This window comes from Rhizobium sp. SG2393, from assembly GCF_042610495.1.
GTDB lineage: Bacteria > Pseudomonadota > Alphaproteobacteria > Rhizobiales > Rhizobiaceae > RU20A.
This window is the reverse complement of record NZ_JBHGAP010000001.1, coordinates 1,189,716-1,206,739: the sequence shown is the minus strand read 5'-3', so window position 1 is coordinate 1,206,739 and position 17,024 is coordinate 1,189,716. Positions and strand designations below refer to the sequence as shown.

The 17,024-nt window shown below is 64.4% G+C and carries 15 protein-coding genes; 12 read left to right on the top strand and 3 right to left on the bottom strand.

Annotation, left to right across the window (positions count from 1 at the left end):
* Positions 1-94: 94 nt before the first annotated feature.
* The 10 genes from ACED18_RS05715 (at position 95) to ACED18_RS05670 (ending at position 11,251) form a co-directional block, all read left to right on the top strand.
* Positions 95-859 (top strand): N-formylglutamate amidohydrolase, encoded by a 765-nt coding sequence (locus ACED18_RS05715; protein ID WP_377289838.1) that lies wholly within the window; start codon positions 95-97, stop codon positions 857-859.
* Positions 860-975: 116 nt separating this feature from the next.
* Positions 976-2,559, top strand: coding sequence for an amino acid permease (locus ACED18_RS05710; protein WP_377289836.1), 1,584 nt, complete (start codon positions 976-978; stop codon positions 2,557-2,559).
* 119 nt (positions 2,560-2,678) lie between these two features.
* Positions 2,679-4,046 (top strand): glutamine synthetase family protein, encoded by a 1,368-nt coding sequence (locus ACED18_RS05705; RefSeq protein WP_377289834.1) that lies wholly within the window; start codon positions 2,679-2,681, stop codon positions 4,044-4,046.
* Between the two features lie 62 nt (positions 4,047-4,108).
* The gene (locus ACED18_RS05700; RefSeq protein WP_377289832.1) at positions 4,109-4,525 is read left to right on the top strand and encodes a helix-turn-helix domain-containing protein; all 417 of its coding nucleotides are present in this window, start codon (positions 4,109-4,111) and stop codon (positions 4,523-4,525) included.
* Complete coding sequence (locus tag ACED18_RS05695) at positions 4,518-4,934, top strand: type II toxin-antitoxin system VapC family toxin (protein ID WP_377289830.1); 417 nt, start codon at positions 4,518-4,520, stop codon at positions 4,932-4,934. The genes ACED18_RS05700 and ACED18_RS05695 overlap by 8 nt, the downstream gene beginning before the upstream one ends.
* A 31-nt stretch (positions 4,935-4,965) precedes the next feature.
* Positions 4,966-6,351, top strand: coding sequence for an aldehyde dehydrogenase family protein (locus ACED18_RS05690; RefSeq protein ID WP_377289828.1), 1,386 nt, complete (start codon positions 4,966-4,968; stop codon positions 6,349-6,351).
* Entirely contained in the window at positions 6,351-7,496 is a 1,146-nt protein-coding gene (locus tag ACED18_RS05685) for an iron-containing alcohol dehydrogenase (RefSeq protein ID WP_377289826.1), read from the top strand. Before ACED18_RS05690 ends, ACED18_RS05685 begins: the two co-directional genes overlap by 1 nt.
* Positions 7,497-7,769: 273 nt before the next feature.
* Positions 7,770-8,516 carry an AAA family ATPase gene (locus ACED18_RS05680; RefSeq protein ID WP_377289824.1) on the top strand — a complete coding sequence of 249 codons (747 nt, stop codon included), beginning with the start codon at positions 7,770-7,772 and terminating at the stop codon, positions 8,514-8,516.
* A 238-nt stretch (positions 8,517-8,754) separates the two neighbouring features.
* On the top strand, positions 8,755-9,468 hold the full coding sequence (locus ACED18_RS05675; RefSeq protein ID WP_377289822.1) for an AAA family ATPase: 714 nt from the start codon (positions 8,755-8,757) through the stop codon (positions 9,466-9,468).
* Between the two features lie 262 nt (positions 9,469-9,730).
* On the top strand, positions 9,731-11,251 hold the full coding sequence (locus ACED18_RS05670) for a methyl-accepting chemotaxis protein (RefSeq protein ID WP_377289820.1): 1,521 nt from the start codon (positions 9,731-9,733) through the stop codon (positions 11,249-11,251).
* A gap of 49 nt (positions 11,252-11,300) precedes the next feature.
* Here the strand turns inward: ACED18_RS05670 and ACED18_RS05665 are convergent, their stop codons facing one another.
* Positions 11,301-12,590: an NAD(P)/FAD-dependent oxidoreductase gene (locus ACED18_RS05665; RefSeq protein WP_377289818.1), complete on the bottom strand. Its 1,290-nt coding sequence runs from the start codon at positions 12,588-12,590 to the stop codon at positions 11,301-11,303.
* A 426-nt stretch (positions 12,591-13,016) separates the two neighbouring features.
* Complete coding sequence (locus tag ACED18_RS05660) at positions 13,017-14,348, bottom strand: L,D-transpeptidase family protein (RefSeq protein WP_377291061.1); 1,332 nt, start codon at positions 14,346-14,348, stop codon at positions 13,017-13,019.
* Positions 14,349-14,783: 435 nt separating this feature from the next.
* Here ACED18_RS05660 and ACED18_RS05655 point away from each other — a divergent pair, with 435 nt between their 5' ends.
* A complete protein-coding gene (locus tag ACED18_RS05655) occupies positions 14,784-15,698 on the top strand; it encodes a DUF4432 family protein (protein WP_377289816.1) in 915 nt (304 codons plus the stop codon).
* 165 nt (positions 15,699-15,863) lie between these two features.
* Positions 15,864-16,202: a TIGR01244 family sulfur transferase gene (locus ACED18_RS05650; RefSeq protein WP_377289814.1), complete on the top strand. Its 339-nt coding sequence runs from the start codon at positions 15,864-15,866 to the stop codon at positions 16,200-16,202.
* A gap of 37 nt (positions 16,203-16,239) precedes the next feature.
* Here the strand turns inward: ACED18_RS05650 and ACED18_RS05645 are convergent, their stop codons facing one another.
* Entirely contained in the window at positions 16,240-17,022 is a 783-nt protein-coding gene (locus ACED18_RS05645; protein ID WP_377289812.1) for a ribonuclease, read from the bottom strand.
* Positions 17,023-17,024 lie beyond the last annotated feature (2 nt).

Here is a 17,024-nt window from a genome sequence, read left to right as displayed (position 1 = left end):
GTGCTTGAAGAGATCGTTTCAGGATTTCGGTTGACAGACACGAATCTGTGAAGAATTCTTTTCAGAGTGAACACGGAAGGGGAGCCGGTTTGCGATGCGACTTCTGACGGACAACGAAGGGCCTGCGGTCGCTATCGAGAACGTCGGCGCGCGCGGCGACGTCATCGTCGTCTGCGAGCATGCGTCGCGCGTGCTGCCCGCCGCTCTCGGCACGCTCGGTCTTTCGGACGAGGCGCTGCAGAGCCATATCGCCTGGGATCCCGGCGCGCTGGATGTGGCGCGCTTCGTCGCGTCTTCCCTAGACGCGACGCTTATCCATCAGCGCTTTTCGCGTCTTGCCTATGACTGCAACAGGCCGCCCGAGGCTGAGGGCGCCATGCCTGTCGTGAGCGAGATCTACGACATTCCCGGCAATCGCGCCCTTTCGGCAGAAGCCCGGCAGGCCCGGATCGAGGAGATCTACCTGCCCTTTGCCGGTGGACTGCGCGACCTCATCCGCGGGCGTCTGGAAGCGGGGCGCAGACCCGTTCTGGTGACCGTTCACAGCTTTACGCCGGTTTATTTCGGCCGCTATCGAACTGTGGAAATCGGTATCCTGCATGACGCCGACAGCCGTCTGGCCGACCGGATGCTGAAGGCTGCGGAGGGGGCGGGCGCGGCCTATATCGTGCGGCGCAACGAGCCATACGGGCCGACGGACGGCGTCACACACACACTGATCCAGCACGGGCTGAAAAACGATCTGGCCAATGTCATGATCGAGGTGCGAAACGATCTCATACGAACGGAAAGCGGTGCCAGGGTCGTGGCCGACTTTCTGACGGGGCTGCTGGGCCAGAGCCTGGCAGACCTCACCTAAAAAGAACGACCCGGGGAGCGGCATGTCCGCGGATGGAGCGTCGATCCGGCTGATGCCGGGTGGGCGGCAAGAAGCTTCCGGCAATCCCGCCGGGGCCTTCGGAACAGGGGAAAACGATGTCGGACTATAACGAAGTCGACAAGCATGCTGACCTGCAGGTCCTGCATTCCATGGGCTATGCGCAGGAACTGGAACGGCGGATGAGTTCGTTCTCGAACTTTGCCGTATCCTTCTCGATCATCTGCATTCTTTCGGGCGGCATCAACTCGCTGGCGCAGGCGACGGCGGGCGCGGGCGGCGCGGCCATCGGCATCGGCTGGCCTGTCGGCTGCCTCGTCTCGGCCGTGTTCGCGGTCGCGATGGCGCAGATCTCGTCGGCCTATCCCACCGCCGGCGGCCTCTACCATTGGGGTTCGATTCTCGGAAACCGCTTTACCGGCTGGCTGACGGCCTGGTTCAACCTGCTCGGCCTCGTCACCGTGCTCGGCGCTATCAATGTCGGCACCTACTACTTCTTCATGGGCGCCTTCGGCACGCCCTATCTCGGGCTGGAAGACACGACGACGTTCCGCATCCTCTTCCTCGTGGTCATTACGGGTGCACAGGCCCTGGTCAACCATCTCGGCATCGGCCTGACGGCGAAGCTCACGGACTTTTCGGGTTACCTGATCTTTGCAACGGCCATCCTGCTTTCGCTCGCCTGCCTCGCCTCGGCGGATGCCTACGACATCGGCCGGCTGTTCACCTTCTCCAACTTCTCGGGTGCTGCCGGCGGCAATGTCTGGCCGGAAACGTCGGGCACCTGGGTGTTCCTTCTGGGGCTTCTCCTGCCGATCTACACGATCACCGGCTATGACGCCTCCGCGCATACGTCGGAAGAGACGATTAAGGCGGCGACTTCCGTTCCGCGCGGCATGATCTCCTCGGTCCTGTGGTCGTCGCTCTTCGGCTATGTGATGCTGTGCTCCTTCGTGCTGATGATCCCGACCCAGGCCACCCTGGCGGACGGCACCGCGACCGACGGCATGACCGCCGCGGCCGCGCAGGGCTGGAATGTCTTCTTCTGGGCGATGGAGACGCAGGTGAACTGGTTCGTGAAGGACGTGCTTTATCTCGCGATTTTCGTCTGCCAGTGGCTGTGCGGCCTTGCGACCGTCACGTCCGTCTCGCGCATGATCTTCGCCTTCTCGCGCGATGGCGGCCTGCCGGCATCGAAGGCGCTGGCAAAGGTCAGCCCCAAATTCCGCACGCCGGTCTCGGCCATCTGGACCGGCTCGATCCTTTCGGTTCTGTTCGTCTGGGGGTCGTCGCTGATTTCGATCGGTGACACGCCCGTCTACACGATCGTCGTGTCCTGCACCGTCATCTTCCTGTTCTTCTCCTTCGCCATTCCGATCACGCTGGGGCTGTTTGCCTACGGCACGTCGAAGTGGTCGCAGATGGGGCCCTGGAACCTCGGTGCAGGCGTGTTCAAGCTCTTCGCCTTCCTGACGGTGCTGGCGATGATCCTGATCTTCGTCCTCGGCGTGCAGCCGCCGAATGGTGCGGCGCTCTACGTCACGGTCGGCTTCCTGGTGCTCAGCGGCATCGTTTGGATCGGCTTCGAACAGCGCCGCTTCAAGGGGCCGCCCATCGGTGACGAAGTGGCCCGCCGCGCCGCCGAGATCGCTGCCGCGGAGCGAGCCGTCGGCGAGGCGTAAACGTCATCGTCAAAGAAGGGCGGGCGCAGGGCGCGCCCGCCACCATCATCATGCCCCAACGCGTCTGCGTTGGCCTCTACGCTCGGTCGCTTCGGCGGCCAAAGACAGGATCCGTGCCGATGACAACATCCTACACTTTCGACAATCTGAAATCCGACGTGGCGGACGGGCGCATCGACACGGTGCTGGCCGTGCTTGTGGACATGCAGGGCCGTCTCATGGGCAAGCGCTTCCACGCCCAGTATTTCGTGGACTCCGCTTATGAGGAGACCCACAGCTGCAACTATCTGCTCGCTACCGACATGGAGATGGAGACGGTGTCGGGCTACAAGTCGACGAGCTGGGAGGCGGGCTACGGCGACTATACGATGAAGCCGGACCTGTCGACGCTGCGGCGCATTCCCTGGCTCGAGGGGACGGCACTGGTCCTCTGCGACGTGCTCGACCACCACACGCATGAGGAAGTGCCCCATTCGCCCCGCGCCATCCTGAAGAAGCAGGTGAAGCGGCTGGAGGCCATGGGCATGAAGGCCTTCATGGCGAGCGAGCTCGAATTCTTCCTCTTCGACCAGACCTATGACGACGCGCGTGAGAACGGCTACCGGGATCTGCGCCTCGTTAGCGGCTACAACGAGGATTACCACATCTTCCAGACCACCAAGGAAGAGGACGTGATGCGGGCGATCCGCAACGGATTGCAGGGCGCCGGCATTCCCGTGGAGAATTCCAAGGGCGAGGCATCTGCCGGGCAGGAGGAAATCAACGTGCGCTATGCCGAGGCGCTGACCATGGCCGACCGGCATGCGATCATCAAGAACGGCTGCAAGGAAATCGCTTGGTCGCGCGGCAAGGCCATCACCTTCCTCGCCAAGTGGAACTATTCGGCCGCCGGCTCCTCCTCGCACATCCACCAGTCTCTCTGGTCACTGGAGGGCAAGCCGCTCTTCTATGACCATGACGACGAACACGGCATGTCGGGCCTCATGAAGTCCTACGTGGCCGGGCTTCTTACCCATGCCAGCGAGATCACCTATTTCCTCGCCCCCTACATCAACTCCTACAAGCGCTTCATGGCCGGCACGTTCGCGCCGACCAAGGCCGTGTGGAGCATGGACAACCGCACGGCCGGCTATCGCCTGTGCGGCGCCCACACGAAGGGCATCCGCGTGGAATGCCGCGTCGGCGGTTCCGACCTCAATCCCTACCTTGCCATGGCCGCGCTGCTGGCGGCCGGCATTGCCGGCATCGAGGGCAAGCTGGAACTGGAGCCGGCCTTCGTGGGCGATGCCTATGGCGGCAAGGGCGTGCGCGAAATTCCCAAGACGCTGCGCGATGCGACCGAATTCATGACCGGTTCGGCCATGCTGCGATCGGCCTTCGGTGACGAGGTCATCGACCACTACACCCGCGCGGCGCGCTGGGAGCAGGAAGAATACGACCGTCGCGTCACGGACTGGGAGGTGGCGCGCGGCTTCGAGCGGGCGTGAGGGGCGCGTTGCGGCCCTGATGCGGTTGATGATATAATCGCAGCGTCTGTGGAGATTATCTCATGATCGACAGTGCGTGGTTTTATCAACAGCTGGAGTCCAAGGGCAGTTCGGTGCGTGATCTCGCCCGCTTCCTCGACCTCGATCCGAGTTCGGTCTCGCGCATGCTGCGGGGCGAGCGGAAGATGAGCGCGGAGGAGCAGGATGGCATTGCCGACTATCTCGGAGTGCCGCTGGTGCAGATTGCGTCGCGCCGGCGGGGAGATGCGGACGGATTTGCTGAACGCGGACAGGAGCCGCTGGTGATGGACGCCTTGGTACCGGAAGCCCGTGAGGGTGGGTCTGCGCGATGGCTCGACGATGGGCTGAGCTTTTACGAGCGCGTGCGTGGGTGCATGAAGGGGACAATCACCGTCGCACCGGGGGTAGATCTCACCGAACCTGCAGATCCGGAATGGGCGAAGGTTTACGATGACTGAGCGCTATCTGCTCGACACGTGCGCTATGCTGTTTATTGCCCGTGACGAGCCGGTGTCGGAAGCGGTGAGGGGCCTGCTCGGCAACCTGCCCTCCCATCCATACGAGATCGTTCTGTCGGCCTTCTCGGCTTGGGAAATCGGCATGCTGGTGGCCAAGGGCAGATTATCGCTGGAGCGCGAGCCACTCGCCTGGTTTCGTGTGGTGGCGGCTCGCTTCGACGTGGAGGTGCTGTTGCCGACGCCCGATCTTCTGGTCGCCGCTTCGTTCCTGCCGGAACCCGTCCATGGCGATCCGGCGGACAGGATCCTGATCGCCACCGCGCGTGAGAACGATTTGACGATCATTACCCGGGACCGCGCCATTCTGGCCTATGGCGCGGCGGGACATGTGAAGGTACTGGCCTGTTAGGCAAAGGCGCCACGGGCCGAAGGAGAGACGGATGACGACGATGATACAATGCATTTCGCCGGTGGATGGCTCGGTCTATGCCGAGCGGCCGGCAGCCAGCCCGGAGGCGGCCCGCGCCGTGGTGGCCCGCGCCCGCAAGGCCCAGAAGGCCTGGGCGAAGCGGCCGCTGGAGGAGCGTGTCCAGCTGGTGCTGAAGGGTGTTGCGCGGCTGAACGAGATGGTCGATGAGGTCGTGCCGGAGCTTGCCTGGCAGATGGGCCGTCCGGTGCGCTATGGTGGCGAGTTCAAGGGCTTCAACGAGCGCTCCAACTATGTCGCTGACATCGCTGCATCGGCGCTTGCGCCGATCGTGGTGGAGGAGAGCGAGCGCTTCGAGCGGCGGATCCTGCGTGAGGCACATGGCGTCGTCTTCGTCATCGCGCCGTGGAACTACCCCTACATGACCGCGATCAACACGATCGCGCCGGCGCTGATGGCGGGCAACACCGTCATCATCAAGCATGCCGCCCAGACGCTTCTCGTCGGCGAGCGCATGGTGCGCGCCTTCAACGAGGCCGGCGTTCCCGATGACGTGTTCCAGAACATCTTCCTCGATCACGCCACGACGTCGGCGCTGATTGCCGAAAAGAGCTTCGACTTCATCAACTTCACCGGTTCTGTCGAGGGCGGTCGCTCTATCGAGCGGGCCGCGGCCGGCACCTTCACCGGTCTTGGCCTTGAACTCGGCGGCAAGGATCCGGGCTATGTGATGGAGGATGCCGATCTCGACGCTGCCGTCGATACGCTGATGGATGGCGCGACCTACAATTCCGGCCAGTGCTGCTGCGGCATCGAGCGCGTCTATGTGCATGAGAGCCTCTACGACGCCTTCGTGGAGAAGTCGGTCGCGTGGGTCTCGAACTACAAGCTCGGCAATCCGCTGGAGCAGGAGACGACGCTGGGGCCGATGGCGCACAAGCGCTTTGCCGCCGTCGTGCGCCAGCAGGTCGCCGATGCGGTTGCCAAGGGCGCGAAGGCGCTTGTCGATCCCAAGCTCTTCCCGGCCGATGATGGCGGCGCCTATGTCGCGCCGCAGGTGCTCGTTGATGTCGATCACTCCATGGACTTCATGACGGAAGAGACGTTCGGCCCTGCCGTCGGTATCATGAAGGTGAAGAGCGATGCCGAAGCGCTCTCCCTGATGAACGATTGCAAATACGGGCTCACCGTTTCGCTCTGGACCAGGGACGCCGAGCGTGCCGACCGCATCGCCGCCGATCTTGAAACCGGAACCGTCTTCATGAACCGCGCCGACTATCTCGATCCGGCGCTCTGCTGGACCGGTGTAAAGGAAACGGGCCGTGGCGGCTCGCTCTCCGTCATCGGTTTCCACAACCTGACCCGTCCGAAGTCCTATCATTTCAGGAAAGCACTCTAATGAGCATCACCGCAAACTGGAGCTACCCGACCGCCATCAAGTTCGGCGCGGGCCGCATCAAGGAACTGGCCGACCACTGCAAGGCCGTTGGCATCAAGAAGCCACTCCTGGTCACGGACCGCGGCCTCGCGTCCATGGCGATCACGCAAGGGGCGCTGGACGTGCTGGAGGCCGCAGGCCTCGGCCGGGCGATCTTCGCCGATGTCGATCCGAACCCGAACGACATCAATCTCGCCGCCGGCGTGAAGGCCTTCAAGGATGGCGGCCATGACGGCGTGATCGCCTTTGGCGGCGGCTCGGGCCTCGACCTCGGCAAGGCCGTTGCTTTCATGGCGGGCCAGTCGCGCCCCGTCTGGGATTTCGAGGATATCGGCGACTGGTGGACGCGTGCCTCGATCGAGGGCATCGCGCCGATCATTGCCGTGCCGACCACGGCCGGTACGGGCTCGGAAGTCGGCCGCGCCTCGGTCATCACCAATTCCGAGACACACACGAAGAAAGTCATCTTCCATCCGAAGTTCCTGCCCGCAGTGACGATCTGCGATCCGGAACTGACGGTCGGCATGCCGAAGGCGATCACCGCCGGCACCGGCATGGATGCGTTCGCACACTGCCTGGAGGCCTATTCCTCGCCCTTCTATCACCCGATGTCGGCCGGCATCGCGCTGGAAGGGATGCGGCTCGTAAAGGAATACCTGCCGCGCGCCTTCAAGGACGGCACGGATATCGAGGCGCGCGCCCACATGATGTCGGCCGCCGCCATGGGCGCTGTCGCCTTCCAGAAGGGTCTCGGCGCGATCCACTCGCTGTCGCACCCGGTCGGCGCGCTCTACAACACGCACCACGGCACGACCAATGCCGTCGTCATGCCGGCCGTGCTCGCCTTCAACCGCGCGGCCATCGAGGAGAAGATTGCGGCTGCGGCTGCCTATCTCGGCATTTCCGGCGGTTTCGACGGTTTTGCCGATTATGTGCTGTCGCTGCGCGCTGAACTCGGCATTCCCGAAAAGCTCTCCGCCCTCGGTGTCGGCACGGACCGTATCGACGAGATGGCCGCGATGGCGATCGTCGATCCGACGGCCGGCGGCAATCCTGTCGAGCTGACGCTTGATTCGGCCAAGGCCCTGTTCCACGAGACGATCTGACGCGCGAGGGTGCGTCACCGCCTGATACATAAGGCCGTTCTTGTCACACCGCGCAGGGCAACCTGCGCGGTGTTCTCGTTTTGCGGCATGCCGCAACCGCCTTGCCGGGCGGGATTTCGACCCCCGATAGCATCGATATAGAATTTTGCCGGCTAATTTTATGACTTGCAAAAGCTTCGCTTAACCGTTCTCATTCACATAATGGAAAACGGTCATGCGAGCGGGATATCGGCCTCTCGCGACGTGGGGCGTTCTAGGGCGAAAGTGAACTCGATGAGGGTGGTTGGCATCGCCAACATGAAGGGCGGTTCGGGAAAGACGACGGCTTCGTTGCTTCTCGCGACGGAGCTGGCGGGCAGGGGGGCCTCGGTGGTTCTGCTTGACTGCGATCCCCAGGGGCATCTGACGCAGTGGCGTCAGCTGGAGCGCTCCGCCACACAGCCGCCCGTGATCGACAAGATCACGACTGCGGGACTGCCGAACCTGCTGCGGCGGCTGCGCCTCGACACGGATGTGGTTGTGATCGACCTTTCCGGGGCGAGCGATATTCTCGCAGCCATGTGCTTCGGCCTTTCGGATCTCGTTCTCGTGCCGCTTCAGGGCTCGGCCATGGATGCGCGCGGCGCGTCGCGGGCTCTCGAACTCGTGCGCTATGTGGCGGAGAACGCCCATGCTCCCGTGCGGCAGGCGATCCTGCTCAGTCGTGTCAGCCCGATCGCCGCAACCCGCTCCTTGCGCCGTGCCATCGAGACGCTCCGGGCTGCAAAGGTGCGTGTGCTGGATACGCCGCTGGTGGAACGAGGCGCCTATCGCGCAGTGTTCGACCACGGGGGCGACCTGGCGTCACTGCCGCAGGATATGGGCGGCAACCTTGCCAATGCCCGGGCAAATGTCGCGCAGTATGTCGATGACGTTCTGGCCCTGATGGATGCCGACGGCGGGAGCCAGGTTCGGGCGCCCTTCTCGTCCTTCTGTTTTCGAGGGTCGCGCGGTGACCTTCTCGAGGGCGCGACCCGTTAACGCGCAGCGCTTTCTTGGCGGACGCCAAGCGTCCGTCTCCCCAGAACTGGGGAGGGCGTCGGGTGCATTTTTCCCCAAATTACAATGATTTGCCATTTGCACCGACCATATTTCGGGAGCAGGGTTTTCCGAATTGTTAACCATGTCATGGAAAAGTTTGTTAACGGGCGCCATGAGGGACAGCGGTGCTCCGAAACAGCGATGACGGGCTGATGCTCCAGCAGCGAGGCATGACACTATGGCGGTAATCTCTTTCGCCAACACCAAGGGCGGCGCCGGCAAGACCACAGCGGCCCTTCTTCTTGCAATGGACTGTGCCCGTCAGGGCAAGCGCGTGGTGATCCTGGACGGTGATCCGCAGAAGTGGATCACCAGCTGGGCAGAAGTCTCCGGCGCGGTCGCCAACATCACGGTCATTTCGCATGTAACCCCGGCTTCGCTCCAGACGCATATTCGCGAACTTCGCAGCCAGACCGACATCTTCATCATCGATCTCGCCGGCCAGCGCGACACGCTCCTGGCAACTGCTCTCGGTCTTTCCGATCACGTGCTGATCCCCGTCCAGGGCTGTGCCATGGACGCGCGCGGGGGCGCGCAGGTCCTCGAAATCCTGCAGCAGATGAAGATGCGCGACGGCATCAACATTGCCCACTCCGTCGTGCTGACCCGGGTCAACTCGATCGTTACCACCCGCGCCATGCAGGTGATCAAGCAGCTGCTGGCCAGCCGGGGCGTCAACGTGCTCGATACGGCGATCGTCGAGCGGACCGCATACCGCGATCTTTTCGAGCTCGGTGGGACGCTGCAGATGATGGACGAGAAGGGCTCCGGCAACATTGCCAAGGCCCGCGAAAATGCCGAGGCCTTTGCGGCCGAGGTGATGCGTCTTTTGCCGGCGCGCGCGTCCGGCAGCCTCGTGCGCAAGACCTGGTTTCAGACACGCGCTGCCTGAACGCTGAACTGGCGGCCCGCCTCCCGGAAATCCGGTGGCGCGCCGCCGGCGGGCGTCAATGCCCGGCGCTATCACGAGAGGCCGGACAGGTGCTCTGACATGGGCGGTTGCTTGCTGCCTCGGTTCCGGCGGGAGGTAAGCATTCCTTTAGAATGCTTGACTAGCATTTGTTTACCAAGACCTGCAGATGGAGCGCATGCCGGCGGTGACCAGGAAGCCGGGCACCGCACGCATCGCATTTTGAAGACGGTGGGAAGAGGGCATGTCCACGGATAAGGTGCAGACGACGAGCGGAAAGACCGATATCGAGGGGCGTCTGTCCTTCATGGGCCTGGACGCCGAGATGCGCGGCGCCCTTGTTGGCCTGAAGCCGCTGATCGAGAAGGCACTGCCCATCGCACTCGACCGGTTCTACCAGCGTGTGCGCGAGACCGGTGAGGTTGCCCGTTTCTTCTCCTCTGACAGCCACATGGCGGGGGCAAAGGCAGCACAGGTCGGGCACTGGAATGCCCTGTCTTCCGCAGGTTTCGATGCCGCCTATGCCGAGCGGGTGAGCAAGATCGGCCGGATTCACGCCCGGATCGGCCTTGAGCCGCGCTGGTACATTGGCGGCTACGCCATGATTGCTGAGCATCTGGTGACCGAGATCCTCAAGGCCGACTGGCCAAAGGGTGGATTCTTTGCCCGCAAGGATGAGGGGCCGGAGGTGGTGGCCAAGCGGATCAGCGCGGTCATCAAGGCGCTGATGCTGGATATGGACATTGCCATCTCCGTGTATAACGAGGCCGTCGATACGTCGCTGCAGGCGAAGGTGGCGGATCAGGTGCAGGATTCCGAGCGGCAGACCGTGACCGCCGGTTTCGGTGCCGCCATCAAGCGGATTTCCGAGGGCGATCTCACGGCCCGCATTACAGCCGATCTGCCGCCGGCCTATGCCGGTCTCAGGGACAATTTCAACGCAGCGATCGCCGACCTTGCCCGCGCCATCGGCGGCATCGGTGCCGGGGCCAGCCAGATCCATATCGGTGCCAAGGAGATCGCCACTGCGGCCGACGACCTTGCCCGGCGCACGGAGCGGCAGGCCGCCAGCCTGGAGGAAACGGCGGCCGCGGTCGAGCAGGTGACCCGCACGGTGCGGCAGACGGCGGAAGGGGCGGACCAGGCCAATTCCGTGGTCATGGCCGCGCGCGGCAATGCGGAGCAGAGCGGTGCGGTGGTGGAGCACGCCATCGACGTGATGACCAGCATTCAGGAAAGCTCCGCCAGCATCGGCAAGATCGTCGGCGTGATCGACGAGATCGCGTTCCAGACCAATCTTCTGGCGCTGAACGCCGGCATCGAGGCGGCCCGAGCCGGCGACGCCGGGCGCGGCTTTGCCGTTGTTGCGGCCGAGGTTAGGGCTCTCGCCCAGCGCTGCGCGGATGCGGCCAAGGACATTCAGGGACTGATCGCCAAATCGCAGCAGCAGGTGGAGGACGGCGTCAATTCCGTCAACCAGGTTGCGCAGTCGCTGAACCGCATTGTGGAGCAGGTTGTGGAAGTCTCTGCCGTCTTCGCGCAGATCCGGGCCTCCACCGCCGAACAGGCCACGGGCCTGCAGGCGGTCAACAGCGCCGTGCGGCAGATGGACCAGATCACCCAGCAGAATGCCGCCATGGTGGAGCAGGCCAATGCCGCCAGCCAGGCGCTGACCAGCGAATCCGAACAGATCGCGACGCGGCTGCGCGCCTTCCGCACCAGTGGCAGCGCCTCCACATCGACCGGCTACCGGCAGGTCGCGTGACGGCACGGATCGGGGTCGCCGTGCCTGCGGAAGGCCTGCGCGGACAATCTCAGAAGCGGTGATCGATCATGTGCTTGGCCTTGGAACCGAGGCCAAGAAGCAGCGCTCGGGCCTTGCGCCACGCATCGGGCCTGACCGGCGTTTCGCTCAAGGGAATGGCGCCGGCATGACCGGTGACGTGATCGGCGAGCGCCTTGCCAAAGACCGAGCCGGGTGAAATGCCGCGGCCATTGTAGCCACTGACGGAGACGACGCCCGGTGCCAGTGCGTGCAGGCGCGGCAGGTTCGTCGTCGTCATGCCGATGCGGCCATCCCACCAGTGCTCAAAGTCGAATTCACCGATCTGCGGGAACAGCTTGCGCACAGCGCGCTTGGCGAAGGCGCGATGCGTGCCCTCGGCGATGGCATCGAGATTGCCGATGCTGCCGAAGACGAGGCGGTTTTGCTGGTCGAGGCGGAAAGACGTCATGACAAGGCCCGTGTCCCAGCAGCCCTGCCGTTCCGGCAGGATGGAGCGGGCGACATTGTGCGACAGGGGCCCGGTCGCGAACTGGAAATAGCCGAGCTTTGTCAGTTCACCGACATGCTGCTGCCAGGGCGTGCGTGGTACGAGATCACCATAGGCATTGGTGGCGACGATGACCTTTTGCGCCGTGATCGCGCCATCGGGAAAGCGGAGCTTCCAGCCGGCGCCGGCCTTTTCCGCCGCAAGGAGCGGCGTTTGCGTGAAGAGCTCCGCCCCGGCGGCGACCGCAGCATGGGCAAGGCCGCGGGCATAGGCGAGCGGCTGGACCGTGCCAGCCCGCTTGTCGAGCAGGGCGCCGGCGAAGCCTTCCGCACCCGTCAGACGCCGCGCATCATCGGCGCTAAGAACGGAAACCGGTGCGCCGCGCGCCTGCCATTGCGCCTCGCGGTCGCGGATATCCTTCATGCCGTCCTCGCCGATCGCCATGTGCAGCGTGCCATTGCGGACGGCCTCGCAGGCGATGCCGTGGCGTTCGATGAGGTCGAAGACGAGGGAGGGACCGTTGCCGAGAGCGGTGAGCAGCCGGTCACCCTCGGCCTGGCCGAGGGTCGCGATCAGGTCGTTCGGCTTCACCCACATGCCGGCATTGACGAGGCCGACATTGCGCCCCGAGCCGCCATGGCCGATCTGCCGCGCCTCCGCGAGCGCCACCGAGACGCCTTTTTCAGCGAGATGCAGCGCCGCCGACAGGCCTGTATAACCGCCCCCGATGATGGCGACATCCACGGTCCGTTTACCGGACAGCGGCCCGGTGGCCGGAGCGGCGGGCGCCGTCGCCTGCCAGAGATTGGGTTGGGTCCGTTCCGCAGTCATCGGCCTTTGCCTCTTTCGTGATCCTTGCCCTCAGACCTGCCGTGTCACAGCCGATCCTGTCGCCACGCGGTTTCGCGTCTCGCCCGTTCCGGACCTGCGAGGTTGCACGGCAGCCTGACCCGTGTCGCCCGGCGACGGCCTGCGGCGCAGGCAGCCGCGCGCGATGTCGTCGCCGAAGGCGGTGGTCTCACAGCCATAGCGCAGTTGCCGTCATGCGTCCTCATGACAATTCGGCATGAGATTATCGCTGGGGATAGAGGCCATGGCAGAGGCGATCAGGTTGCGTCGGTGGCGTGTGGCGTGCGTACAACCGGATGTGAAACGACGTCAGACGAGGCGCGACAGGACGCGCGCAGGCGTCAGGATGGTCCGGCCGGCGCCATTCCTTGCAGGCGTCAGGTCGCGGAGGCGTAAACAGCGCCGGCGTCAGTCGATGAATTCGACCGTTACGCCGGGGCTGACCATCTTGCCGAGTTCGGTTGCGTCCCAGTTTGTCAGGCGGATGCAGCCATGGCTCTGGGTCTTGCCGATCTTGGACGGCTCCGGCGTGCCGTGGATGCCGTAGGTGGGCTTGGACAGCGCAATCCAGACCGTGCCGACCGGACCATTGGGGCCCGGCGGGATGGAGAGAACCTTGTCGTTGTTGCCCTGTTTGAAGTTGATCTTCGGATTGTAGGTGTAGCCCGGATTAAAAGCGATGCGCTCGACCGTCACCGTGCCGGAGGGCGAGGGCGTGTCGGCGGAACCGATGGACGCCGGGTAGGCGGCGATCAGCTTGCCCTCGGCGTCATAGGCCAGCACCTGCTTGCGACCCTTGTCGGCGAGGATTTTCGCGACCTTGCCGGTCCGGTTGGCGCCGGGATTGATGACCTTGATCGTTGAACCCGGGACGGTGAAATCGACGCCGGGGTTCAGCTCCTTCAAGAAGCCTTCGTCCATGTGGAAGCGCTCGGCCAGCATTTCCGTGGTCGAGGTGAAGGAGAGCGCCGGCAGGGCTGCCTTGTGGGCATAGTCTTCCGGGATGGAGGCGACATAGGGGCCGGCAGCATCGGCCGCAGTGATCGTGTAGCTCGTGATCGGCATCCCGCCATTGAGGCGCAGACGTTCGACGATCGCGTCGGTGTTGTTCGGGTCGAGCGTTTCGCCGGTGGACTGCTGGAAGGCCTCGATCGCCTTGGTGACGTTCGAGCCCATCTTGCCGTCGATGACGCCCGGCGAGAATCCCTCGCGATCCAGGAAGACCTGAAGCGCGGTGATTTCGAAGCTCGACTTCTTGGTGACGGCCGCCGCCGGCGGGAAGGAGAGGGTCCGGCCGGGCGCCGTCTGCTCGATCACCGCACCGGAGCCGGAGGGATCGCTGAAATCGGCACTGCCGCCATCGGTCGGCGCGCCGCCACCCAGCGCGGCGGTGTTCTCGTCATAGGCCGGAAGCGGTTCGCGATCGACATTCACAGGTGCCGGCTCGCGATACTCCGGGATCGAGCCGGTGACGGTTCCTGGCTCGCCATAGACCGGCGCGCCATAGGAATCGGTGCCTTCCGGACCGTAATAGGGGTCGCGCCCGGCGGTGCCATAGCGCGGACCGTTGGGGTCGTAGACCTGAGGCTCGCGGCGCTGCCGGTTGGGCATAACGGTGGCGATGACGTTGCCCCAGTTGTCGACAAACACGGTCCGCCCGCGGCGGTCGCGCGTCACCTGCACGTCCGGACCTTCGGGCACGAAATCGAGGATTTCGCCATCCGGCGTGACGAGCAGCATATTGCCCGTCGCCGATTGCGCGGATGCACCGCCAGCGCCAAGCGCCAGAAGGCTTGCTGCGGTCAGAAGCATAAGGCTCTTACGGCGGATGGCTGTCACGGCAGGACCTGTACTCTCGGGTTCACGTGGATGCGCTACAAGCGAATTTCGACGTTAATGTGAAAAAGCTGAACTCACGGTAAACGCTTTGCTAAATCACCTCGTTGCGGCTTATACCGGAGATCGGATGCCGGGTGAAGCACGCGGGTCTTCAACGAGGTCACGTCGTTGCGAGTTCCCTTGGTATCCTCGATCGCCGCGAGCGCGGCCGCGCGTGGGGCAAGGGCCGGGCCCGGACAATGCCTGCGTGGGGCCCGAGTGGTCGGGAGCATGGCAATCGCTGGCGGGGGCGCTGGCGAGGGCGCTGGTGGGGCATGGGCGGGGGAGGGACACGTCATGGACGGCGAAAGCACGCAGTCGCGCGCAGGCGGACGCGAAACCGGGGAACGGGCGTCTCGCCCCGAAGCCGTGAAGGCCGTGGAAACCTCCGGAACTTCGGCCAATCATGTGCTTCTCGACCGTCAGTCCGGGCTCGATATTGCCGCCTTCGTCGTCGACGGCGTGGACCTGGCGCCGGGCGTCGCTATCCCGGCCGGCGAGGAGCCGCGCATCGCACGTCTCCTGCAGGGTTTTCTGTTCACCTGCGGTCCCGACCATATCCGCCTCCCGGAGCCTCGCGAAAGCGGTGACGGCAACTATCCTCTGCATGGCTCCCTGCCGGGAACGCAGGTGGTCGCGACCTCCATCGAGACGGGGCCGGATGGTCCCGTCTGCCATGCGCAGACCGTGGTGTCGCTTGCCGATGGCGGGCAGGCAACGGTTGCACGCCGGATCTACACTGCCATCGACGGATATGTGACGATCGAGGACCGGCTGACCAATACGGGCACGACACCGTTTTCGCCGATGTGGATGTATCATCTCAACCTCGGTGCCTGGCTTTTCGACGACGAGACGTGGATCGAGGCGCCTGTCTTCGGTGAGGGAGCGCTGTTCTGGCGCTTCGGTGACGGGGAGCGCGCGCACCTGTGCCTCGACACCCGGCCCACGCTTGCGGACACCGGCCTGGTGACGGTCACGCTCGGCCCCCTTGCGATGCTTGGCGGACGAACCCTGTCGATCCGGTTTCCCGCCGCATGCCTGCCCTGGCTGCAGTTCTGGCGTTCGGAACGCAACGGCGGCAATGTCTTCTCCATCGAACCTGCCTCGCACCGCCTTGCAAGCCGGGCCGAGCTTGCCGAAAACGGCGAGCTTGTTTCGCTGGCGCCCGGCGAAAGCCGCAGCTTCGGGATCGCCTTCCGAATGGTCTGAGACGTCACATCGACCGTTCGCGTGCTGCCCTCCCTTCGGCCGGCGAACGCGATTGACGGCGCGATCCGGGGGGCCTACATCTCGCTCATCAAGGGTCGGCCGACCGCTCTCATTGTTGATCGGCCGACCTCCCATCGGCATCAGGGCGTTTCTGGAAGGGCAGACATGGATATCCGCGAGATCAACGACGAATACGCCGTGACCGGCCAGATTACGGCGGAAGACCTCGATACGGTGAAGTCCCTCGGCTTCAAGTCGCTGGTCTGCCACCGCCCGGACCATGAGCAGCCCGGACAGCCGGATTTTGCGGAGATCGCCGCGCGTGCCGGCGAGCTTGGGCTTGAGATCACGCATATTCCGGTTGGCCCGATGGGTGTGACGGCGGAGGCCGTGCATGCCATGGTCGACGCGCTGGACACGCTGCCGCGGCCGATGCTCGGCTTCTGCCGCTCCGGTGCCCGTTCCACGGCCATTTACCAGCAGACCCAGCATATTCGTCGCTGACCGTTCCATTCTCTCGCATCCTGGCGAAGGGTTTGGCCTAGCGAAGAGTTTGGACAGCGGGGCCGCCGGCTTCGACGATAGCCTCCGCGCATTTTTCCGGCGTCGCAGCGGCCGTCTGGATCAGGTTCGCCAGTGGCGTCGGGTTCGACGTCGAGGGCAGGGCGCCGAGCCCGATGGTCAGGCCCGTCACCACCTGACGGTCGCCGGCCTTGCGGCAGGTGATGCGGACACGTTCGCCGCTGCCGGGACCAAAGCCCTGATCAAAGGCGGTTCGCACCTCCTTTGCCGTCACGGTTTTGCCGCCGCGGTCCCGAAAGAGCGCCAGGACAGGCGAGGCATTCAGCCGCTCCAGAAATTCATCCTGCAGCGTGAAATAGGCATCCGGCGAAAGCCCGGTGCAGCTTCCGCTCCGCACCCATTGATGGCGATCGAGCCCCGAGCGTCGGCCCGGCATGCGGGCATCGAGCGCTTTTGTGGTGGCGGCGTCCAGTGTCAGCTGTGCGAGATCGGTCCATTTTCCGGCCTTGTCCCCAGACTTCACCGCGGCATCGATGCCGCAATAGCTCTGCCGCATCGGCCAGAGGCCGTGCAGTGTGAAATGCGTGCTCTCGAAACTTTCGGGTGTCGCCGCGCGGCATTCCGTGCGCGTGGTACGCGTCGCGCAGAAGCCCGGTTGCCAGCTGACCGAGAGGATCAGCGCCGTCTTCGGCGGCGGTTCCGCCTCCGCGGCGCGGACGGGTCCGGCGACCGTCATGACGGCGACAAACAGGAACGACAGGACGCAGGCAGCCATCGCTGCCGCAAGGGGCAAACGCATCATGG

Coding starts and splice junctions, on each gene's coding strand:
- ACED18_RS05645 (WP_377289812.1), bottom strand. CDS start 17,022: ATGATGCGTTTGCCCCTTGCGGCAGCGATGGCTGCCTGCGTCCTGTCG.
- ACED18_RS05670 (WP_377289820.1), top strand. CDS start 9,731: ATGTCCACGGATAAGGTGCAGACGACGAGCGGAAAGACCGATATCGAG.
- ACED18_RS05715 (WP_377289838.1), top strand. CDS start 95: ATGCGACTTCTGACGGACAACGAAGGGCCTGCGGTCGCTATCGAGAAC.
- ACED18_RS05710 (WP_377289836.1), top strand. CDS start 976: ATGTCGGACTATAACGAAGTCGACAAGCATGCTGACCTGCAGGTCCTG.
- ACED18_RS05655 (WP_377289816.1), top strand. CDS start 14,784: ATGGACGGCGAAAGCACGCAGTCGCGCGCAGGCGGACGCGAAACCGGG.
- ACED18_RS05675 (WP_377289822.1), top strand. CDS start 8,755: ATGGCGGTAATCTCTTTCGCCAACACCAAGGGCGGCGCCGGCAAGACC.
- ACED18_RS05685 (WP_377289826.1), top strand. CDS start 6,351: ATGAGCATCACCGCAAACTGGAGCTACCCGACCGCCATCAAGTTCGGC.
- ACED18_RS05650 (WP_377289814.1), top strand. CDS start 15,864: ATGGATATCCGCGAGATCAACGACGAATACGCCGTGACCGGCCAGATT.
- ACED18_RS05665 (WP_377289818.1), bottom strand. CDS start 12,590: ATGACTGCGGAACGGACCCAACCCAATCTCTGGCAGGCGACGGCGCCC.
- ACED18_RS05705 (WP_377289834.1), top strand. CDS start 2,679: ATGACAACATCCTACACTTTCGACAATCTGAAATCCGACGTGGCGGAC.
- ACED18_RS05660 (WP_377291061.1), bottom strand. CDS start 14,348: ATGCTGCTCGTCACGCCGGATGGCGAAATCCTCGATTTCGTGCCCGAA.
- ACED18_RS05695 (WP_377289830.1), top strand. CDS start 4,518: ATGACTGAGCGCTATCTGCTCGACACGTGCGCTATGCTGTTTATTGCC.
- ACED18_RS05700 (WP_377289832.1), top strand. CDS start 4,109: ATGATCGACAGTGCGTGGTTTTATCAACAGCTGGAGTCCAAGGGCAGT.
- ACED18_RS05680 (WP_377289824.1), top strand. CDS start 7,770: ATGAGGGTGGTTGGCATCGCCAACATGAAGGGCGGTTCGGGAAAGACG.
- ACED18_RS05690 (WP_377289828.1), top strand. CDS start 4,966: ATGACGACGATGATACAATGCATTTCGCCGGTGGATGGCTCGGTCTAT.